Source organism: Streptococcus sp. CF8_St5-17, assembly GCF_024295665.1.
Classification (GTDB): Bacteria; Bacillota; Bacilli; order Lactobacillales; family Streptococcaceae; genus Streptococcus.
In genome coordinates this window covers 420733-438254 of the sequence record NZ_JANCOU010000001.1, presented here as the reverse complement: position 1 = coordinate 438254, position 17522 = coordinate 420733, and the positions used below count along the sequence as shown (strand labels likewise).

15 protein-coding genes are annotated in these 17522 nt (G+C 40.3%); 14 read left to right on the top strand and 1 reads right to left on the bottom strand.

Annotated features, from left to right (window positions below; genetic code table 11):
- Positions 1-55 precede the first annotated feature (55 nt).
- Positions 56-1447 carry a Cof-type HAD-IIB family hydrolase gene (locus NMM19_RS02115; RefSeq protein WP_178895454.1) on the top strand — a complete coding sequence of 464 codons (1392 nt, stop codon included), beginning with the start codon at positions 56-58 and terminating at the stop codon, positions 1445-1447.
- Between the two features lie 29 nt (positions 1448-1476).
- Here the strand turns inward: NMM19_RS02115 and NMM19_RS02110 are convergent, their stop codons facing one another.
- The gene (locus NMM19_RS02110) at positions 1477-1929 is read right to left on the bottom strand and encodes a universal stress protein (RefSeq protein ID WP_178895453.1); all 453 of its coding nucleotides are present in this window, start codon (positions 1927-1929) and stop codon (positions 1477-1479) included.
- 144 nt (positions 1930-2073) lie between these two features.
- Between NMM19_RS02110 and NMM19_RS02105 the strand changes: the two genes are divergently transcribed.
- From NMM19_RS02105 to NMM19_RS02045, 13 genes are all read left to right on the top strand, one after another.
- A complete protein-coding gene (locus tag NMM19_RS02105; protein ID WP_178895452.1) occupies positions 2074-2913 on the top strand; it encodes a metallophosphoesterase in 840 nt (279 codons plus the stop codon).
- Between the two features lie 70 nt (positions 2914-2983).
- Entirely contained in the window at positions 2984-3421 is a 438-nt protein-coding gene (locus NMM19_RS02100) for an Rrf2 family transcriptional regulator (RefSeq protein WP_178895451.1), read from the top strand.
- 197 nt (positions 3422-3618) lie between these two features.
- On the top strand, positions 3619-5838 hold the full coding sequence (gene recJ / locus NMM19_RS02095; protein ID WP_178895450.1) for a single-stranded-DNA-specific exonuclease RecJ: 2220 nt from the start codon (positions 3619-3621) through the stop codon (positions 5836-5838).
- A gap of 191 nt (positions 5839-6029) precedes the next feature.
- Positions 6030-6692, top strand: coding sequence for a CHAP domain-containing protein (locus tag NMM19_RS02090; RefSeq protein ID WP_178895449.1), 663 nt, complete (start codon positions 6030-6032; stop codon positions 6690-6692).
- Positions 6693-7016: 324 nt separating this feature from the next.
- Positions 7017-8678: a ribonuclease J gene (locus tag NMM19_RS02085; RefSeq protein ID WP_178895448.1), complete on the top strand. Its 1662-nt coding sequence runs from the start codon at positions 7017-7019 to the stop codon at positions 8676-8678.
- A gap of 68 nt (positions 8679-8746) precedes the next feature.
- The gene (locus NMM19_RS02080) at positions 8747-9526 is read left to right on the top strand and encodes an alpha/beta hydrolase family protein (protein WP_178895447.1); all 780 of its coding nucleotides are present in this window, start codon (positions 8747-8749) and stop codon (positions 9524-9526) included.
- 104 nt (positions 9527-9630) lie between these two features.
- Positions 9631-10332: a matrixin family metalloprotease gene (locus tag NMM19_RS02075; RefSeq protein ID WP_178895446.1), complete on the top strand. Its 702-nt coding sequence runs from the start codon at positions 9631-9633 to the stop codon at positions 10330-10332.
- A 69-nt stretch (positions 10333-10401) separates the two neighbouring features.
- Positions 10402-12228, top strand: coding sequence for an excinuclease ABC subunit UvrC (gene uvrC, locus NMM19_RS02070; protein WP_178895445.1), 1827 nt, complete (start codon positions 10402-10404; stop codon positions 12226-12228).
- A gap of 68 nt (positions 12229-12296) precedes the next feature.
- Positions 12297-13247, top strand: coding sequence for a 16S rRNA (cytosine(1402)-N(4))-methyltransferase RsmH (rsmH, locus tag NMM19_RS02065; protein ID WP_178895444.1), 951 nt, complete (start codon positions 12297-12299; stop codon positions 13245-13247).
- A gap of 9 nt (positions 13248-13256) precedes the next feature.
- Complete coding sequence (ftsL, locus tag NMM19_RS02060; protein ID WP_178895443.1) at positions 13257-13574, top strand: cell division protein FtsL; 318 nt, start codon at positions 13257-13259, stop codon at positions 13572-13574.
- A 3-nt stretch (positions 13575-13577) separates the two neighbouring features.
- The gene (gene pbp2X / locus NMM19_RS02055) at positions 13578-15833 is read left to right on the top strand and encodes a penicillin-binding protein PBP2X (RefSeq protein WP_178895442.1); all 2256 of its coding nucleotides are present in this window, start codon (positions 13578-13580) and stop codon (positions 15831-15833) included.
- Between the two features lies 1 nt (position 15834).
- Complete coding sequence (mraY, locus tag NMM19_RS02050; RefSeq protein ID WP_178895441.1) at positions 15835-16815, top strand: phospho-N-acetylmuramoyl-pentapeptide-transferase; 981 nt, start codon at positions 15835-15837, stop codon at positions 16813-16815.
- Positions 16816-16945: 130 nt separating this feature from the next.
- Entirely contained in the window at positions 16946-17467 is a 522-nt protein-coding gene (locus NMM19_RS02045) for an aromatic acid exporter family protein (RefSeq protein WP_178895440.1), read from the top strand.
- Positions 17468-17522 lie beyond the last annotated feature (55 nt).

The following is a 17522-nucleotide window of genomic DNA, read 5'->3' as shown; positions in this document are numbered from 1 at the left end:
CTTTTTCTGAAATGTGGTATAATCATTGTATCATAAAAGAAAGGAATGAGATAGAATGGAAGTCAAAGCTGTGTTTTTTGATATTGATGGAACGCTTGTAAATGACAGTAAGAGTGTTTTGAAGTCCACAAAGGAAGCTATCAAGATTGTGAAAGAACAAGGGGTGCTTGTTGGGGTAGCAACAGGGCGAGGACCTTTTTTTGTTAAGGATTTGATGGATGATTTGGATCTGGATTTTGCAGTGACCTACAATGGCCAATATATCTTTAACAAAGATCGTGTTCTTTTTGCTAGCCCTATTGATAAGAGAAGTCTTCGACAAATCATCTCTTATGCTAAGAAAAATCGAAAAGAGATTGCCATGGGAACGCGACAAGACGTTGTCGGTTCTCGGATTATGTCCTTTGGACTCAGTCCTCTTTCACAACTCGTCAGTCGTTTTGTACCTAAATTTTTGACTCGTACTGTTAGTCATTCCTTTAATCGTATGGTCAGTAAGGCCCTTCCTCAGAAGGAAGATGATTTGTTAGACTTAATCAATCAACCGATCTATCAGGTGCTTATGTTGATGACGCCTGAGGAGACAAACCATGCTGCTGAAGAATTAAACAATCTGAAGTTCACCAGAAGTAATCCTTTCGCAGCCGATATTATCAATCAAGGGAATTCCAAGTTAGAGGGAATTCGCCGTGTCGGAAAAGAATACGGTTTTGATCTCAATCAAGTCATGGCCTTTGGTGACTCAGATAATGACTTGGAAATGTTGGCTGGTGTTGGTATGTCTGTTGCCATGGGAAATGGTAGTAGCAGTGTGAAAGAAGTTGCCAAGCATATCACTGCCAGCAACCAAAATGATGGGATTCACAAGGCTTTAGAATATTTTGGAGTTTTGGCTTCTGAAAAAGTCTTTGTCAGTCGTGACTATCATTTCAACAAAGTTAAGACCTTCCATCGTATGATGGATGAGCGAACTCAAGAAGAACCTATAGCTTGGGATTTAGAAGGGGCGACCCACCGTGCTGGCTTTAAGATTGAAGAGTTAGTCGAATTTGTCCGTGCTGCAAGCAATTCTGAAGAGGAATTCCAACAAGCTGTGCAGGATTTACACCAAGCACTTGATATAGCTGCTGAAAAAGTATCTCAGTCAACACCAGCTGAGAAAACCCTCGTTGGTCAAGTGGATGCTTTGATTGACACGCTCTACTTTACTTATGGAAGTTTCGTTTTAATGGGGGTAGACCCAGAGAGAATCTTTGAGATTGTCCATCAAGCAAACATGGGTAAAATCTTCCCAGATGGTAAGGCTCATTTTGATCCAGTAACCCACAAAATCTTGAAACCAGATAACTGGAAAGAAAAGTACGCTCCAGAGCCTGCAATCAAAAAGGAAATAGAGCGCCAAATCAAGGCTTATGAACGTCATAAGGAAAGAGAAAACCAAAAATAAAAGGAGCATCTGCTCCTTTTATTTTTGGTTTATAAAGTTTTATCCTTGTCTCGAACGACGAGAAGGTCAACGCTTGTATGGCGTAGGATATATTCTGATGAAGATCCAACAAGCAAACGTTCGAAGGCGTTAAGCCCTGTTGCACCAACTAAAATCAAATCAACATGTTCTTGGTCCGGGATTGTTTTAGCCAAAAGTGTTTTAGGATTTCCCATTTCGATGACAACTTGAACATCTGTAAGACCAGCGTCTCTTGCACGCTTTTCATATTCTGCCATCAAGTCTTGGGCCTCAACTTGTAACTCTTCGTAAACTTCTGCATCAAATGTTGAAATGCTTTGAAGAGCACGAGTGTCAATGACATGGGCGATGGTTAGTTTAGCCTGGTTACGCACTGCTGATTGAACTCCTTTGATAAAAGCCAAATCAGCTTCTTTAGAACCGTCGACTGCTACCATGATGTTTTCGTAACGTTGTGTCATAGCAAAAACCTCCTCGTTTCTTATCACCTTCATTGTAATCCTTTTCACTAAAAAAGTAAAGTAAAACATGATAGTAAAAAGAGGCTTTTTGACTTTGGTTTTGAGAGTGATATAATTAAATGTGAGAAAACAAGAGGGATTGATATGACAAAAATTGCGGTACTTTCAGATATTCATGGCAACACAGGAGCACTGGAAGCAGTTCTCGCAGATGCGGGAAAGGCAGGAGTAGAAGAATATTGGCTCTTGGGGGATATTCTCATGCCAGGGACAGGACGAAAAAACATTCTTCACCAATTGGAAGGCTTGCCAATAACGGTTCGAGTTTTGGGGAATTGGGAAGAGAGTTTGTGGCGAGCTGCTCATCGAAAATTAGATACAAGTAGGCCCAGTCATCGCTATCTCTTGCGTCAATGCCAGTATATCATGGAAGAAATTAGTCTAGATGAAATTGAAGCTCTACAGGCATTTCCTATGCACAGCCACCGCCAGTTTGGAAATCTGAAGGTAGGGATAAGCCATCATTTACCAGATAAAAATTGGGGAAGAGAACTGATCCATCTTGGCAAGCAGGAGGATTTTGATCGTTTGGTGACTAATCCTGACTGTGATATTGCCATCTATGGGCATATCCACCAGCAATTTCTACGTTATGGAAGTGGTGGGCAACTTATTTTGAATCCAGGTTCGATTGGACAACCATTCTTTTTATCAGCAAATCTACGTAAGGACTTGCGTGCTCAATATATGATTTTAGAATTTGATGACAAAGGATTGAAGGATGTAGATTTTCGTCGTGTTGATTATGATGTTGAGGCAGAATTGCAGTTGGCTAGAGAGTTACAGTTGCCCTACTATAAAATTTACTATGAAAGCTTAGTCAATGGAATTCACCACACTCATAATCAAGAATTACTCCATGAAATTGCTCAAAATGAAGGACATGATGCAGAATTGGATGATTGGCTTAGTCGTAACTCTTGACATTACAACTATAGAAGCTATAATAAATATAAGAGAAGAATGAGCTTAGTTAACGAAAAAGGAGGACTGCATGCAAATTTCAAGTCGATTTACCATTGCAACCCATATGCTAGTTATTATCGCCCTAAAAGGGAAGGAAAGTAAGGTGACTAGCGATTTTCTAGCTAGTAGTGTTGGAGTCAATCCTGTTATTATCCGTAAAACCTTATCCCAACTGAAAAAGGCCGAGTTAATCTCAGTCGCGCGTGGAACTGGTGGAGCAGAGATTATCAAAGACCTAGAGGACATCAGCTTATTAGATGTTTACCAAGCAGTTGAATGCCTTGGAAAGACAGGTCAACTCTTTAGTTTTCATGACAATCCCAATCCAGCCTGTCCAGTAGGAGCCAATATCCATGGTGTTTTAGATGAGAAATTACAAAAGATTCAGATGGCAATGGAGAAGGAGCTGGGTCAAACTAGTCTTGCTCAACTAGTGGCAGATGCAGAAGCAAGAATTCAAGAATAAATGTTAAAATAAGGAACACCTGAATTTCTAAACTGAAAAGTCTAGTAGTCTAGGTGTTTTTTACTTAACGAAAACTGCTAGGTGTTAGCTGAAGTGACCTGAAAATTTAGCAAGGAATGTGGTCAGATTAGCAGGAGAAAAACTAAAAATCGTGTTATAATAAATGAATAGAATCGTAAGAAAGAGTGGATGTTTGAGTGATAATTCCTACTTATAATTGGCAATTTTCTCCGCAAGTTGAGGACGCGGATTTTACCAAGATAGCCAAGAGTGCAGGCTTGAGCTCTGAAGTCGCTTGTTTGTTGTATCAACGAGGGATCAGGGATGAAAGCAGCCTGAAGAAATTTTTAGAACCTTCTTTGGAAGATTTACATGATCCTTATCTCTTACATGATATGGATAAGGCAGTTGAGCGTATTCGCCAGGCTATCGAGCAGGGGGAATTGATTCTGGTCTATGGAGACTATGATGCGGATGGGATGACTTCGGCTTCGATTGTCAAGGAGAGTTTGGAACAATTAGGTGCAGAGTGTCTAATCTATCTCCCTAATCGCTTTACAGATGGTTATGGACCAAATGCTAGTGTCTACAAATATTTTATCGAGCAGCAGGGAGTGTCTCTGATTGTGACGGTGGACAATGGTGTTGCCGGGCATGAGGCTATTGACTTGGCTCAGTCTATGGGCGTGGACGTCATTGTGACAGACCACCACTCCATGCCAGAGGTTTTACCAGATGCTTATGCAATCGTCCATCCTGAGCACCCAAAAGCAGATTATCCTTTTAAACATTTAGCAGGCTGTGGAGTTGCTTTTAAACTAGCTTGTGCCCTCTTGGAGGAAGTGCAGGTTGAGTTGCTTGACTTGGTTGCCATTGGAACCATTGCGGATATGGTCAGCCTGACGGATGAAAATCGTATCATGGTTCAGTACGGTCTAGAAGTTTTGCGCAATACTCAACGAATTGGTCTCCAAGAACTATTTGAAATTGCAGGAATTGCTACTAGTGATATTACAGAAGAAACAGTTGGTTTTCAGTTGGCACCTCGGTTAAATGCCTTGGGGCGCTTGGATGATCCCAATCCAGCGATTGATTTACTGACTGGCTTTGATGATGAAGAGGTGCATGAAATTGCCCTCATGATTCAAGAAAAAAATGAAGAACGCAAGGAAATCGTTCAAGCCATCTATGAAGAAGCTAAAAACTTGGTAGACCCTAGTAAAAGTGTTCAGGTTTTGGCCAAGGAAGGCTGGAACCCAGGGGTTCTTGGGATTGTAGCTGGACGCTTGTTGGAAGAATTAGGGCAGACAGTTATTGTTCTGAATATTGAAGACGGCCGTGCTAAGGGAAGTGCGCGGAGTATTGAAGCTGTCGATATTTTTGAAGCCTTGGATCCGCATCGTGCTCTCTTTATCGCCTTTGGTGGCCATGCAGGTGCCGCAGGTATGACGCTCGAAGCTGAACAGTTAGATGCCCTATCAGAAATTTTAGAAACCTATGTAAAAGACAAAGGGATAGATGACAAGGGCAAGAGTAAACTATATCTTGACGAAGAACTAGATTTGGAAAATCTGAGTTTAGATACAGTTAAAAGTTTCGAACGGTTAGCTCCTTTTGGAATGGACAATCAAAAGCCTGTCTTCTATATTCGAGATTTTCAAGTTGAAAATGCTCGTTCTATGGGAGCGGGAGATAGTCACCTGAAATTGAAAATATCCAAAGGGAATGCGAACTTTGAAGTGGTTGCCTTTGGTCAAGGGTCGAAAGCGACAGAATTTGCGCAGACCAAACAACTGGAGTTAGCAGTCACTCTTTCTGTTAACCAGTGGAATGGACAAACAACCCTCCAGTTGGTGATGGTAGACGCTCGTGTAGACGGTGTTCAACTCTTTAATATTCGTGGGAAGACTGCAGCTCTACCAGAAGGAGTACCAGTACTTGATTTTACAGGAGAATTGCCTGATATTTCTTCAAGTCAAGCTGTTGTGGTCAAGAATTTCCCAGAAGACATCGAAATTCTCAAGAATATTTTCCAGCAACATGATTTCTCAGCTGTTTACTTTAAAAATGATATCGATAAGCCCTACTATTTGACAGGGTATGGCACAAGAGACCAATTTGCTAAACTCTATAAGACGATCTACCAGTTCCCAGAATTCGATATCCGTTATAAATTAAAAGACTTATCAGCTTATCTAAAAATTGAACAAATCTTATTAATAAAGATGATTCAGATTTTTGAAGAGCTTGGTTTTGTCACCATTGAAAATGGTGTGATGAGGGTTAATAAAGACGCGGCTAAACGGGATATTGCTGAAAGTCAGATTTATCAAAATCTCAAGCAAACTGTTAAAGACCAAGAAATGATGGCACTAGGAACAGTGCAGGAAATCTATGATTTCTTGATGAAAAAATAAATACAAAGAGGCTGAAGTAAACTATTTCAGTCTCTTTTTGTAAGTGCTTTTTAACTTTATGTAGTAAAAGTATACAGATTTGTAACATGACTACAACATAAATCTAAAACAACTGACATGTAAATCAGGTATGATTCTCTTATCAACATTAAAATTAAAAATAATCAATAAAATTTTAGGAGAAAATTGTTATGAAAAAAACAGTTGCTAAACTGACTCTTGGTTTAACATCTATAGCTATTTTGGCGACAGTTGGTGCTCAGACTGTTAGCGCAGACTCTTACGTTGTTCAAGACGGTGATTCATTTTTTGCTATTGCTACTGCAAATGGTATGGATCCTTATGAGTTGGCAGCTAATAATGGGAAAAGCATTTTTGATACCATCCACCCAGGTGATGTGCTAGAAGTGAGTGGTCCAACTCAAGTTAGCTATTCATACAATGCTCCGGCTTATGAAGCACGTAGTACTGCGAATGCGGTAGCAGTTGAGGATGTTGTCGTAAATACTCCTACAAACTACGGGAACTCATATCCTATTGGTCAGTGTACATGGGGCGTAAAAGAATTGGCACCTTGGGCTAGTAACTGGTGGGGAAATGCCAATACTTGGGCAATCTACGCTAGTGCACATGGCTTTAAGACAGGAAATGTACCTGTAGTAGGAGCAATCGCCGTGTGGGACGGTGGTGAATATGGACATGTTGCATATGTCACAGATGTACAAAGTGAGACTTCTATCCAGGTATTGGAATGTAACTATGATGGCAGTGGAACTCAACCAATCGGAAACTATCGTGGATGGTTTAATCCGACTGCATCAAGAGGTACTGTAAGATACATTTATCCAAACTAAGAATACTTAAAAAGATTTAGAATTTCTAAATCTTTTTTTAAGTACTCAAGCCTAGTTTTTAGGATTTTGGTCAGCTAGAAATTTCGGAGCTTCATTCGATTTAATCGTTTAATGATCTTAGACGAAGCTTAAAAAAGAACAAAGGAAGCCGCTGTGGCTATTAGAGTGAATGTTCTCTAGTTGAAATCCTATCTTCATTTTGAAAATTAGTAAAAAAATGGTATAATGAGAGGAAAAGATTCGGATAAAAGTATATTGGACTTTAAAAAAAAAGAGAGTTGTGAAGACTCTATAAACACGTTATAGTAATACTTCGGAGGAAAAATGACCAATATTAAATTAACAACTTTGGGCGGTGTTCGTGAAAATGGTAAAAACATGTACATCGCAGAAATTAACGACTCTATCTTCGTTTTAGATGCAGGTTTGAAATACCCTGAAAATGAGCAGTTGGGTGTCGATGTCGTTATTCCAAATATGGAATATCTATTTGAAAACAGCGACCGTATTGCAGGAGTCTTTTTAACGCACGGACATGCGGATGCGATCGGAGCTCTTCCTTATCTTTTGTCAGAAGTGAAGGTTCCTGTCTTTGGTTCAGAATTGACCATCGAACTTGCTAAGCTTTTTGTAAAGGGAAATGATAGCGTTAAGAAATTTGATGATTTCCATGTTATCGATGAAAACACCGAAATTGACTTTGGTGGTACTGAAGTTTCCTTCTTCCGCACAACTCACTCTATCCCAGAGAGTCTTGGTGTTGTTTTGAAAACATCTGAAGGCAACATCGTCTATACAGGTGACTTTAAATTTGACCAAACAGCAAGTGAATCATACGCAACCGATTTCGGACGTCTAGCTGAAATTGGTCGTGAAGGAGTTTTGGCTCTTCTAAGTGATTCAGCAAATGCTGACAGCAATATCCAAGTAGCCAGCGAAAGTGAAGTTGGAGACGAAATTACACAAACTATTTCCGACTGGGATGGACGTATCATCGTTGCTGCAGTTGCAAGTAACCTTTCTCGTATTCAGCAAGTGTTTGATGCGGCTGCGGATACAGGTCGTCGTGTTGTTTTGACTGGTTTTGACGTTGAAAATATCGTTCGTACAGCTATCCGTTTGAAAAAATTGTCTTTAGCAAATGAGAATCTCTTGATTAAACCAAAAGATATGTCTCGTTTTGAGGACCATGAATTAATCATCCTTGAAACTGGACGTATGGGTGAACCAATTAACGGACTCCGCAAAATGTCCATTGGTCGTCACCGCTATGTTGAAATCAAAGATGGTGACTTGGTCTATATCGTTACGACGCCATCAATTGCTAAGGAAGCTGTGATGGCACGTGTAGAAAACATGGTCTACCAAGCAGGTGGTGTCGTTAAACCGATTACTCAAAGCTTGCGTGTATCAGGACATGGGAATGCGCGTGATCTTCAATTAATGATTAATCTCTTACATCCTCAGTATCTCTTCCCAATCCAGGGAGAATACCGTGAGTTGGATGCTCATGCCAAGGCTGCTATGGCGGTTGGTATGCTACCAGAGCGTATCTTTATCCCTAAAAAAGGGACAACCATGTCTTATGAGCATGGAGACTTCGTTCCATCCGGTGCTGTTACTGCAGGTGATGTCTTGATTGATGGTAATGCCATTGGGGATGTTGGGAACGTTGTTCTTCGTGACCGCAAGGTCTTGTCAGAAGATGGTATCTTTATAGTAGCTATCACTGTTAACCGTCGTGAGAAGAAAATCATTGCTAAAGCTCGAGTACATACGCGTGGATTCGTCTATCTTAAAAAGAGTCGTGATATCTTACGTGAAAGTACAGAGTTGGTGAACCAAACAGTTGAAGATTACCTCCAAGGTGAGGACTTTGACTGGGCTGATCTTAAAGGGAAGGTCCGTGATAATTTGGCCAAATTCCTTTTTGACCAAACCAAGCGTCGTCCAGCCATCCTACCAGTAGTCATGGAAGCAAAATAAGGATTAAATAACAGTAGAGAAAGTCGAGTTTCGGCTTTTTCTTATCTTAAGTGTATAAGGAGCAAGTTATGGCAGTAATGAAGATTGAGTATTACTCAGAAGTTTTAGATATGGAGTGGGGAGTAAATGTACTCTATCCGGATGCGTCTCGGGTAACAGAGCCAGACTCTACAGATATCCCAGTTCTCTACCTACTTCACGGAATGTCTGGAAATCAAAATAGTTGGCTCAAGCGGACCAATGTAGAACGCTTGCTACGAGGGACCAATCTGATTGTTGTCCTGCCAAATACATGTAATGGCTGGTATACAGATACTCAGTATGGCTATAACTACTATACAGCTATAGCAGAAGAATTGCCTAAGGTGCTCAAACGCTTCTTCCCAAATATGACCAACAAGCGTGAAAAGACTTTTATCGCTGGTCTTTCAATGGGAGGCTACGGTTCCTTCAAATTGGCACTGTCAACTGACCGTTTCTCGCGTGCCGCTAGCTTTTCTGGGGCACTTAGTTTCGAGGAGTTTTCTCCTGAGAGTCAAGATTTAGGGACGCGTTCCTACTGGAGAGGAGTTTTTGGCAAAGTAAATGATTGGGTGAATAGTCCTTACTCACTTGAAACACTCGCTAAAAAGTCTGATAAGAAAACCAAGCTCTGGGTTTGGTGTGGGGAGCAAGATTTCTTGTATGCTGCTAATAATCTAGCAGTGAAGAATCTCAAGAAACTCGGTTTTGATGTGACCTATAGCCACAGTGCAGGAACCCATGAGTGGTATTATTGGGAAAAGCAATTGGACCGTTTTTTGGCTACTTTACCAATTGATTTCGTTTTGGAGGAACGCTTGTCTTAATTTTAGCTTTCTTTCAGTTTTCTTCAGTAAAATAGAGAACCTATCTTTAGAATGGGATCCATGGCTTAAAGATGGGTTCTTATTTTTTAGAAAGGTGGGCAATTATGGGCTGGATTATTCGTGTGTTATGTCGATTTTTATTAGGGATTTTGCGCATTTTTTGGCGCCTTGTATGGACACTTATCCTCTTAATTCTCATCACTTTTGGGATTCTCTGGTATGTGACAGGTGATTTACCTGCTACTTTAAATCAAGTTAGTAAAGTGGTTCGAGTCGGCCAAGAAGGTTGGCAACAATGGCAAGAAACTGGCAAATTGCAAGGCTTATCTCAGACAGATTATCACCAAGATTCAGGAGCAAAATGGCCAAAGGCACAAGCAACGATTTATATCGATCCTCAAATGGATGTTAGCTTCCAAAAAGCTTATACTGAAGCTATTTCTAACTGGAATCAGACCGGTACTTTTAACTTTGTGCTTGTAACAGAACCGGATCAGGCCAATATTTTCGCTACCGAAATGAACGATGGTTCGACAGCTGTTGCTGGCGAGGCAGAGAGTCAAACAAATCTCCTAACCAAACAATTCACTTCCGTAACCGTTCGTTTGAATCATTACTATCTATCTAATCCAAATTATGGCTATACGGATGACCGTATCTTGCATACAGCAGAGCATGAACTAGGCCATGCTATTGGTTTGGAACACACCAATGAAGTTTCGGTTATGCAACCAGCGGGGTCCTATTATGGTATCCAAGCTCAAGATGTAAAAGAAGTTCAAGAGCTATATGAGTCTGGAGAATAACTGATTTTCTAAGGAAACTGGAGCTCTCTGATTTAAGCAATACAGGGGGCTTTTTGCTATAATGGAACTATGAATAAATTGATTAAATCAAAACTGGAGCTCTTGCCGACTAGCCCTGGTTGTTACATTCACAAAGATAAAAACGGCACTATCATTTATGTAGGAAAGGCTAAAAATCTGCGCAATCGGGTGCGGTCCTACTTCCGCGGGAGCCATGATACCAAGACAGAAGCCCTGGTATCTGAGATTGTAGATTTTGAATTTATTGTGACGGAGTCTAATATTGAAGCCCTTCTTTTGGAGATCAACCTAATCAAGGAAAACAAGCCTAAGTACAATATTATGCTCAAGGATGATAAGTCCTATCCTTTTATCAAAATCACAAATGAGCGCTATCCTCGCTTGATTATCACCCGTCAGGTCAAGAAGGACGGAGGACTCTACTTTGGTCCCTATCCGGATGTGGGGGCAGCCAATGAAATCAAACGGCTATTGGATCGGATTTTCCCTTTTCGCAAGTGTACCAACTCGCCCTCTAAAGTCTGTTTTTACTACCACATCGGGCAATGTATGGCCCACACCATCTGTCAGAAAGATGAGGCCTATTTCAAGTCTATGGCTCAGGAGGTTTCTGACTTCCTAAAAGGACAGGATGACAAAATCATCGATGATCTCAAGGGTAAAATGGCAGTGGCAGCCCAAAGTATGGAGTTTGAACGTGCAGCGGAATACCGTGATTTGATTCAGGCCATTGGCACCCTTCGAACTAAGCAACGAGTCATGGCAAAAGATCTTCAAAATCGTGATGTATTTGGCTACTATGTAGAAAAAGGTTGGATGTGCGTTCAGGTTTTCTTTGTCCGTCAAGGTAAACTAATTGAACGCGACGTCAATCTCTTTCCATACTACAACGATCCAGACGAGGATTTCTTGACCTATGTGGGACAGTTTTATCAAGAAAAATCTCACTTGGTCCCCAATGAAATTCTGATTCCTCAAGATATTGACGAAGAAGCTATCAAGGCTTTGGTGGATACCAAGGTTCTCAAGCCTCAACGTGGGGAGAAGAAGCAACTGGTCAATCTAGCTATCAAAAATGCTCGTGTCAGTCTAGAGCAGAAATTTAACCTGCTAGAAAAATCAGTTGAGAAGACTCAAGGAGCCATTGAAAACTTGGGACGACTCTTACAAATTCCAACCCCAGTCCGTATCGAGTCTTTTGATAACTCTAATATTATGGGGACTAGTCCTGTCTCTGCTATGGTTGTTTTTGTCAACGGAAAACCTAGCAAGAAGGATTACCGTAAGTATAAAATCAAGACTGTGGTCGGACCAGATGACTATGCTAGTATGCGTGAGGTTATTCGCAGACGCTATGGACGCGTCCAACGTGACGGTTTGACACCGCCAGATTTGATTGTCATTGATGGGGGACAAGGTCAGGTCAATATCGCTAAACAGGTCATTCAAGAAGAGTTGGGGTTAGATATTCCGATCGCAGGCCTGCAAAAGAATGACAAGCACCAAACCCATGAATTGCTTTTTGGAGACCCACTTGAGGTGGTAGAGTTGTCTCGCAATTCTCAAGAATTTTTCCTCCTGCAACGCATTCAGGATGAAGTCCACCGTTTTGCCATTACCTTCCACCGACAACTACGTTCTAAAAATTCCTTCTCCTCTCAATTGGATGGAATTGAAGGTTTGGGTCCAAAACGCAAGCAGAATTTGATGAAATATTTCAAATCTCTGACAAAAATCAAGGAAGCCAGTGTGGATGAGATTGTCGCTGTTGGTATACCAAGAGCAGTGGCAGAGGCAGTTCATCATCACCTGAATCCAGAAGTAGACTCAGGGCTAGCTCAAGTAGCTGAGAAGCCTGTCGAGTATAAGGAATAAAGCAACAGTGGAATGTTTTAGCTTTAGTGAGTGCAAGCTAGTCGGATTTGTGGTAAAATAGATAAGATATGACAAAAGAATTTCATCATGTAACGGTCATGCTCCATGAGACCATTGATATGCTAGATGTAAAACCTGATGGTATTTACGTTGATGCGACCTTGGGAGGAGCAGGACACAGCGAGTATTTATTAAGTAAGTTAAGTGAGAAGGGGCATTTATATGCTTTTGACCAGGACCAGAATGCCATTGATAATGCGCAAAAACGTCTGGCACCTTATATCGAAAAAGGAATGGTCACCTTCATCAAGGATAATTTCCGTCATTTGAAGGACCGCTTACATGACTTAGGTGTGACTGAAATTGATGGAATTTGTTATGATTTAGGTGTGTCAAGCCCGCAGTTGGATCAGCGTGAACGTGGTTTTTCCTATAAGAAGGATGCACCGCTGGATATGCGCATGAATCAGGAAGCTAGTTTGACCGCTTATGAAGTCGTTAATCACTACGACTACCATGATTTGGTAAGAATCTTTTTCAAATATGGAGAAGACAAGTTTTCCAAACAGATTGCTCGAAAAATTGAACAGGCGCGTGAACAGAAACCGATTGAGACCACGACAGAATTGGCAGAGATTATCAAATCTGCAAAACCAGCAAAGGAACTCAAGAAAAAAGGTCACCCAGCCAAACAAATTTTCCAAGCTATCCGTATTGAGGTCAATGATGAACTGGGGGCTGCGGATGAATCAATCCAGCAGGCAATTGAACTTCTAGCTCTCAATGGAAGAATATCAGTCATCACTTTTCATTCGCTGGAAGATCGCTTGACTAAGCAGTTATTTAAGGAAGCTTCTACAGTTGAAGTTCCTAAAGGACTACCTTTCATCCCAGACGATCTCAAGCCAAAGATGGAATTAGTATCTCGGAAGCCGATTTTACCAAGCAAGGAAGAATTGGAAGCCAATAATCGTTCCCACTCAGCCAAGCTACGAGTGGCAAGAAAAATTCACAAGTAAGAGGAAACAATGGCAGAAAACAGAGGAACAACGAGCCAATTGCTACAAGCTCGTATAAAAAAATTTTCACGTGTTGAAAAGGCCTTTTACTTTTCAATTGCCATAACAGCCCTTGTCTTAGCAATTAGTGTAGTCTATATGCAGACAAAACTTTTTCAGGTCCAGAGTGATTTGACAAGAGTCAATGCACAAATTGAAGAAAAAAAGACAGAGCTAGATGATGCCAAACAAGAAGTTAACGAATTAATCCGATCAGAACGTTTGACCGGAATTGCAAATTCACAAGACTTGCAATTGAATAATGAAAATATTCGATCGGCGGAGTAGTAGATGAAAACTATGAAAGAAAGAATCATACGCTTTGCCATTAAGAATCGTAAATCTCCAATGGAAAACCGCAGACGAGTGGGGAAGAGTCTGAGCCTCTTGGCCGTCTTTCTCTTTGCTGTTTTTTTGGTTAATTTTGCGGTGATTATTGGTACAGGCACAAAATTTGGGGTCAATCTGGTTAAAGAAGCAAAAAAAGTTCATCAAACGACTCTGACTGTTCCTGCTAAAAGAGGAACCATTTATGATCGTAATGGAACTCCCATAGCAGAAGATGCGACCTCTTATAATGTTTATGCTGTAATAGATAAAGAATATAAGTCCGCTAATGGTGATGTTCTTTATGTAGAAGAATCACAGTACAACAAAGTGGCAGAAATTTTTCATAAATACTTAGATATGGAGGAGACCTACGTCAAAGACCAACTCTCTCAACCAAATCTCAAACAGGTTTCTTTTGGTGCTAAAGGGAATGGGATTACCTATGCTAATATGATGTCCATTAAACAGGACTTAGAATCTGCTAAGGTCGAGGGTATTAATTTTACGACTAGTCCAAATCGAAGTTATCCAAATGGGAAATTTGCCTCATCCTTTATTGGTTTAGCACAGTTACATGAAAATGAAGATGGCACGAAAAGTCTAATTGGGACATCGGGTATCGAGAGTTCCTTAAATAGTTTATTGGCAGGGACAGATGGTATTATTACATACGAAAAAGACCGTCTAGGTAATATTGTTCCTGGTACAGAACAAGTCACCCGACAGACTGTAAACGGGAAAGATGTCTATACGACCCTATCTAGTCCTTTGCAGTCCTTTATGGAAAGTCAAATGGATGCCTTCCAAGAAAAACTAAAAGGCAAGTATATGACTGCGACCTTGGTTAGTGCCAAGACGGGAGAGATTCTCGCTACAACTCAAAGACCAACCTTTGATGCTGATACCAAAGAAGGGATTACAGAGGACTTTGTCTGGCGTGATATCCTTTACCAAAGTAACTATGAACCAGGTTCAACCATGAAGGTGATTACTTTAGCTTCAGCAATTGACAATAATACCTTCCCTGGAGGAGAATATTTCAACAGTAGCGAATTGAAGGTAGCTGATGCGACTATCAGAGACTGGGATGTTAATGATGGTTTATCAGCAGGAAGTATAATGACATACTCTCAAGGTTTTGCTCACTCAAGTAATGTGGGTATGACCTTGCTCCAACAAAAGATGGGGGATGCTACTTGGTTAGAATACCTCAATCGATTTAAGTTTGGAGTTCCAACCCGTTTTGGTATGAGTGATGAGTATGCTGGTCAGTTACCTGAAGATAATGTTGTTAATATTGCCATGAGTGCTTTTGGTCAAGGGATTTCTGTTACTCAGACCCAGATGCTTCGTGCTTTTACAGCAATTGCAAATGATGGGGTTATGCTTGAACCGAAGTTTATTAGTGCCCTCTATGATCCAAATGATCAGACTGTTCGTAAATCACAAAGGGAGATTGTAGGGAATCCTGTTTCTAAAGAAGCGGCTAGTTTGACTCGTGAGAATATGATTTTGGTTGGTACGGATCCTATCTATGGAACCATGTATAATCGTAATGATAATAAACCAGTAATTACTGTTCCTGGTCAGAATGTTTCTGTCAAATCTGGAACAGCTCAAATTGCCGATGAGCAAAACGGAGGATATTTAGTTGGGAAAACCAATTATATCTTTTCTGTAGTAACCATGCATCCTTCTGAAAATCCTGATTTTATTCTTTACGTAACAGTTCAACAGCCAGAACACTTTTCTAACCCTTGGTTTGGAGAATTTGCTAATCCTATTCTTGAACGAGCTTCTGCCATGAAAGAATCTCTTAATCTTCAGTCTACAGCTAAAAATCTGGATCAAGTTACAACAACAACTAGTTATGCAATGCCAGCGACCAAGGACTATAGTCCGAGAGATATGGCAGAGGAACTGAGACGCAATCTTGTTCAACCAATCGTTATCGGTTCAGGAACGAAAATCAAAGAAAGTTCAGCGGCAGAAGGAACCAATCTAGACGCTAATGAGCAGATCTTACTCCTTTCTGACAAGGTAGAAGAGATGCCGGATTTGTATGGTTGGTCTAAGAAGAATGTTGAAACCTTTGCAAAATGGCTGGATATCGAAGTTGAATTTGAAGGTACAGGAGAAACTGTAAAAAAACAAAGTGTTCGTACCAATACAGCTTTAAAAAATATACAGAAAATAAAAATAACATTAGGAGATTAGAATGCTAGTTTCTATCTTTCCTGGAATCCTTGCTTTTGTCCTTACAGTGGTAGGAATTCCAGCTTTTATCCGTTTTTACCGTAAAGCACAGATTACTGGTCAACAGATGCATGAGGATGTTAAACAACACCAGGCAAAAGCTGGGACGCCGACAATGGGAGGGATTGTCTTCCTCGTAACAAGCGTTTTAGTTAGTTTAGTTCTTGCACTTTTAACTAATCAACTAACCAACAATGTTGGAATGATCCTCTTTATTCTCGTTTTGTATGGTTTGGTTGGCTTCTTAGATGATTTCCTCAAGGTTTTTCGTAAAATCAATGAAGGGCTCAATCCTAAACAAAAGCTCTTGCTTCAGTTAGTAGGAGGAGTTATCTTCTATCTCTTTTATGAAAGAGGAGGGGATGTCTTAAATGTATTTGGGTATCCATTGCACCTAGGCGTTCTTTACATTTTCTTTGCTCTCTTCTGGCTAGTTGGTTTTTCAAATGCTGTTAACTTGACTGACGGAATTGATGGCTTGGCAAGTATCTCAGTAGTGATTAGCCTATCTGCCTATGGAGTCATTGCTTATGTACAAAACCAATTGGATATTCTCCTAGTGATTCTTGCCATGATTGGTGGTCTTCTTGGTTTCTTTGTCTTTAACCATAAGCCTGCTAAAGTTTTTATGGGAGATGTCGGAAGTCTTGCTCTTGGAGGAATGTTGGCCGCTATTTCTATGGCGCTGCACCAAGAATGGACGCTACTCCTGATTGGTATAGTGTATGTTTTTGAAACAACATCTGTCATGATGCAAGTTACCTACTTTAAGTTGACTGGAGGAAAACGTATCTTCCGGATGACACCAGTTCATCACCATTTTGAGTTGGGTGGATTTTCTGGTAAAGGTCAATCCTGGAGTGAGTGGAAGGTCGATTTCTTCTTCTGGGGAGTGGGCTTGCTTGCTAGTCTCGTGACCTTGGCTTTCATGTATTTATTCTAAAATAGAATATTGGACTATAAAAGAGAAGGATTTATACCCTTCTCTTTTTAGTTCCTATTTTCTTCAATTGATGAATCCTTTTCTCAAAAAAGTAAAAATATGGTAAAATGGAAAAAAGAAAGTTGAGATTATGAGTTATTTTAAAAAGTATACATTTGATAAATCTAAGTTTAAGTTAGGGATGCGAACGTTTAAAACAGGAATCGCTGTTTTTTTGGTTCTCATGATTTTTGGTTTTTTTGGATGGAAGGGACTTCAGATTGGGGCTCTTACAGCCGTTTTTAGCTTGAGAGAAGACTTTGATAAGAGTGTCCACTTTGGGACATCACGTATTTTAGGGAATAGTATCGGTGGTTTTTATGCGCTGATGTTCTTTCTCTTGAACAACTTTTTTCATGGAGCCTTTTGGGTAACTCTTCTTGTTGTTCCAATTTGTACCATGTTAACCATCATGACAAATGTTGCCATGAACAATAAGTCAGGAGTTATTGGGGGAGTTGCAGCTATGCTGATTATTACCCTATCAATTCCAAACGGAGAAACTGTTTTGTACGTGTTTGCTCGAGTTTTTGAAACATTTATGGGTGTTTTTGTAGCAATTCTTGTAAATTACGATATTGATCGCTTACGAAGCATCATACAGAAAAAATAAAATAATGTCACAAGATATAACATTAACAATTGACGATTGATTTTTTTTAGACTAT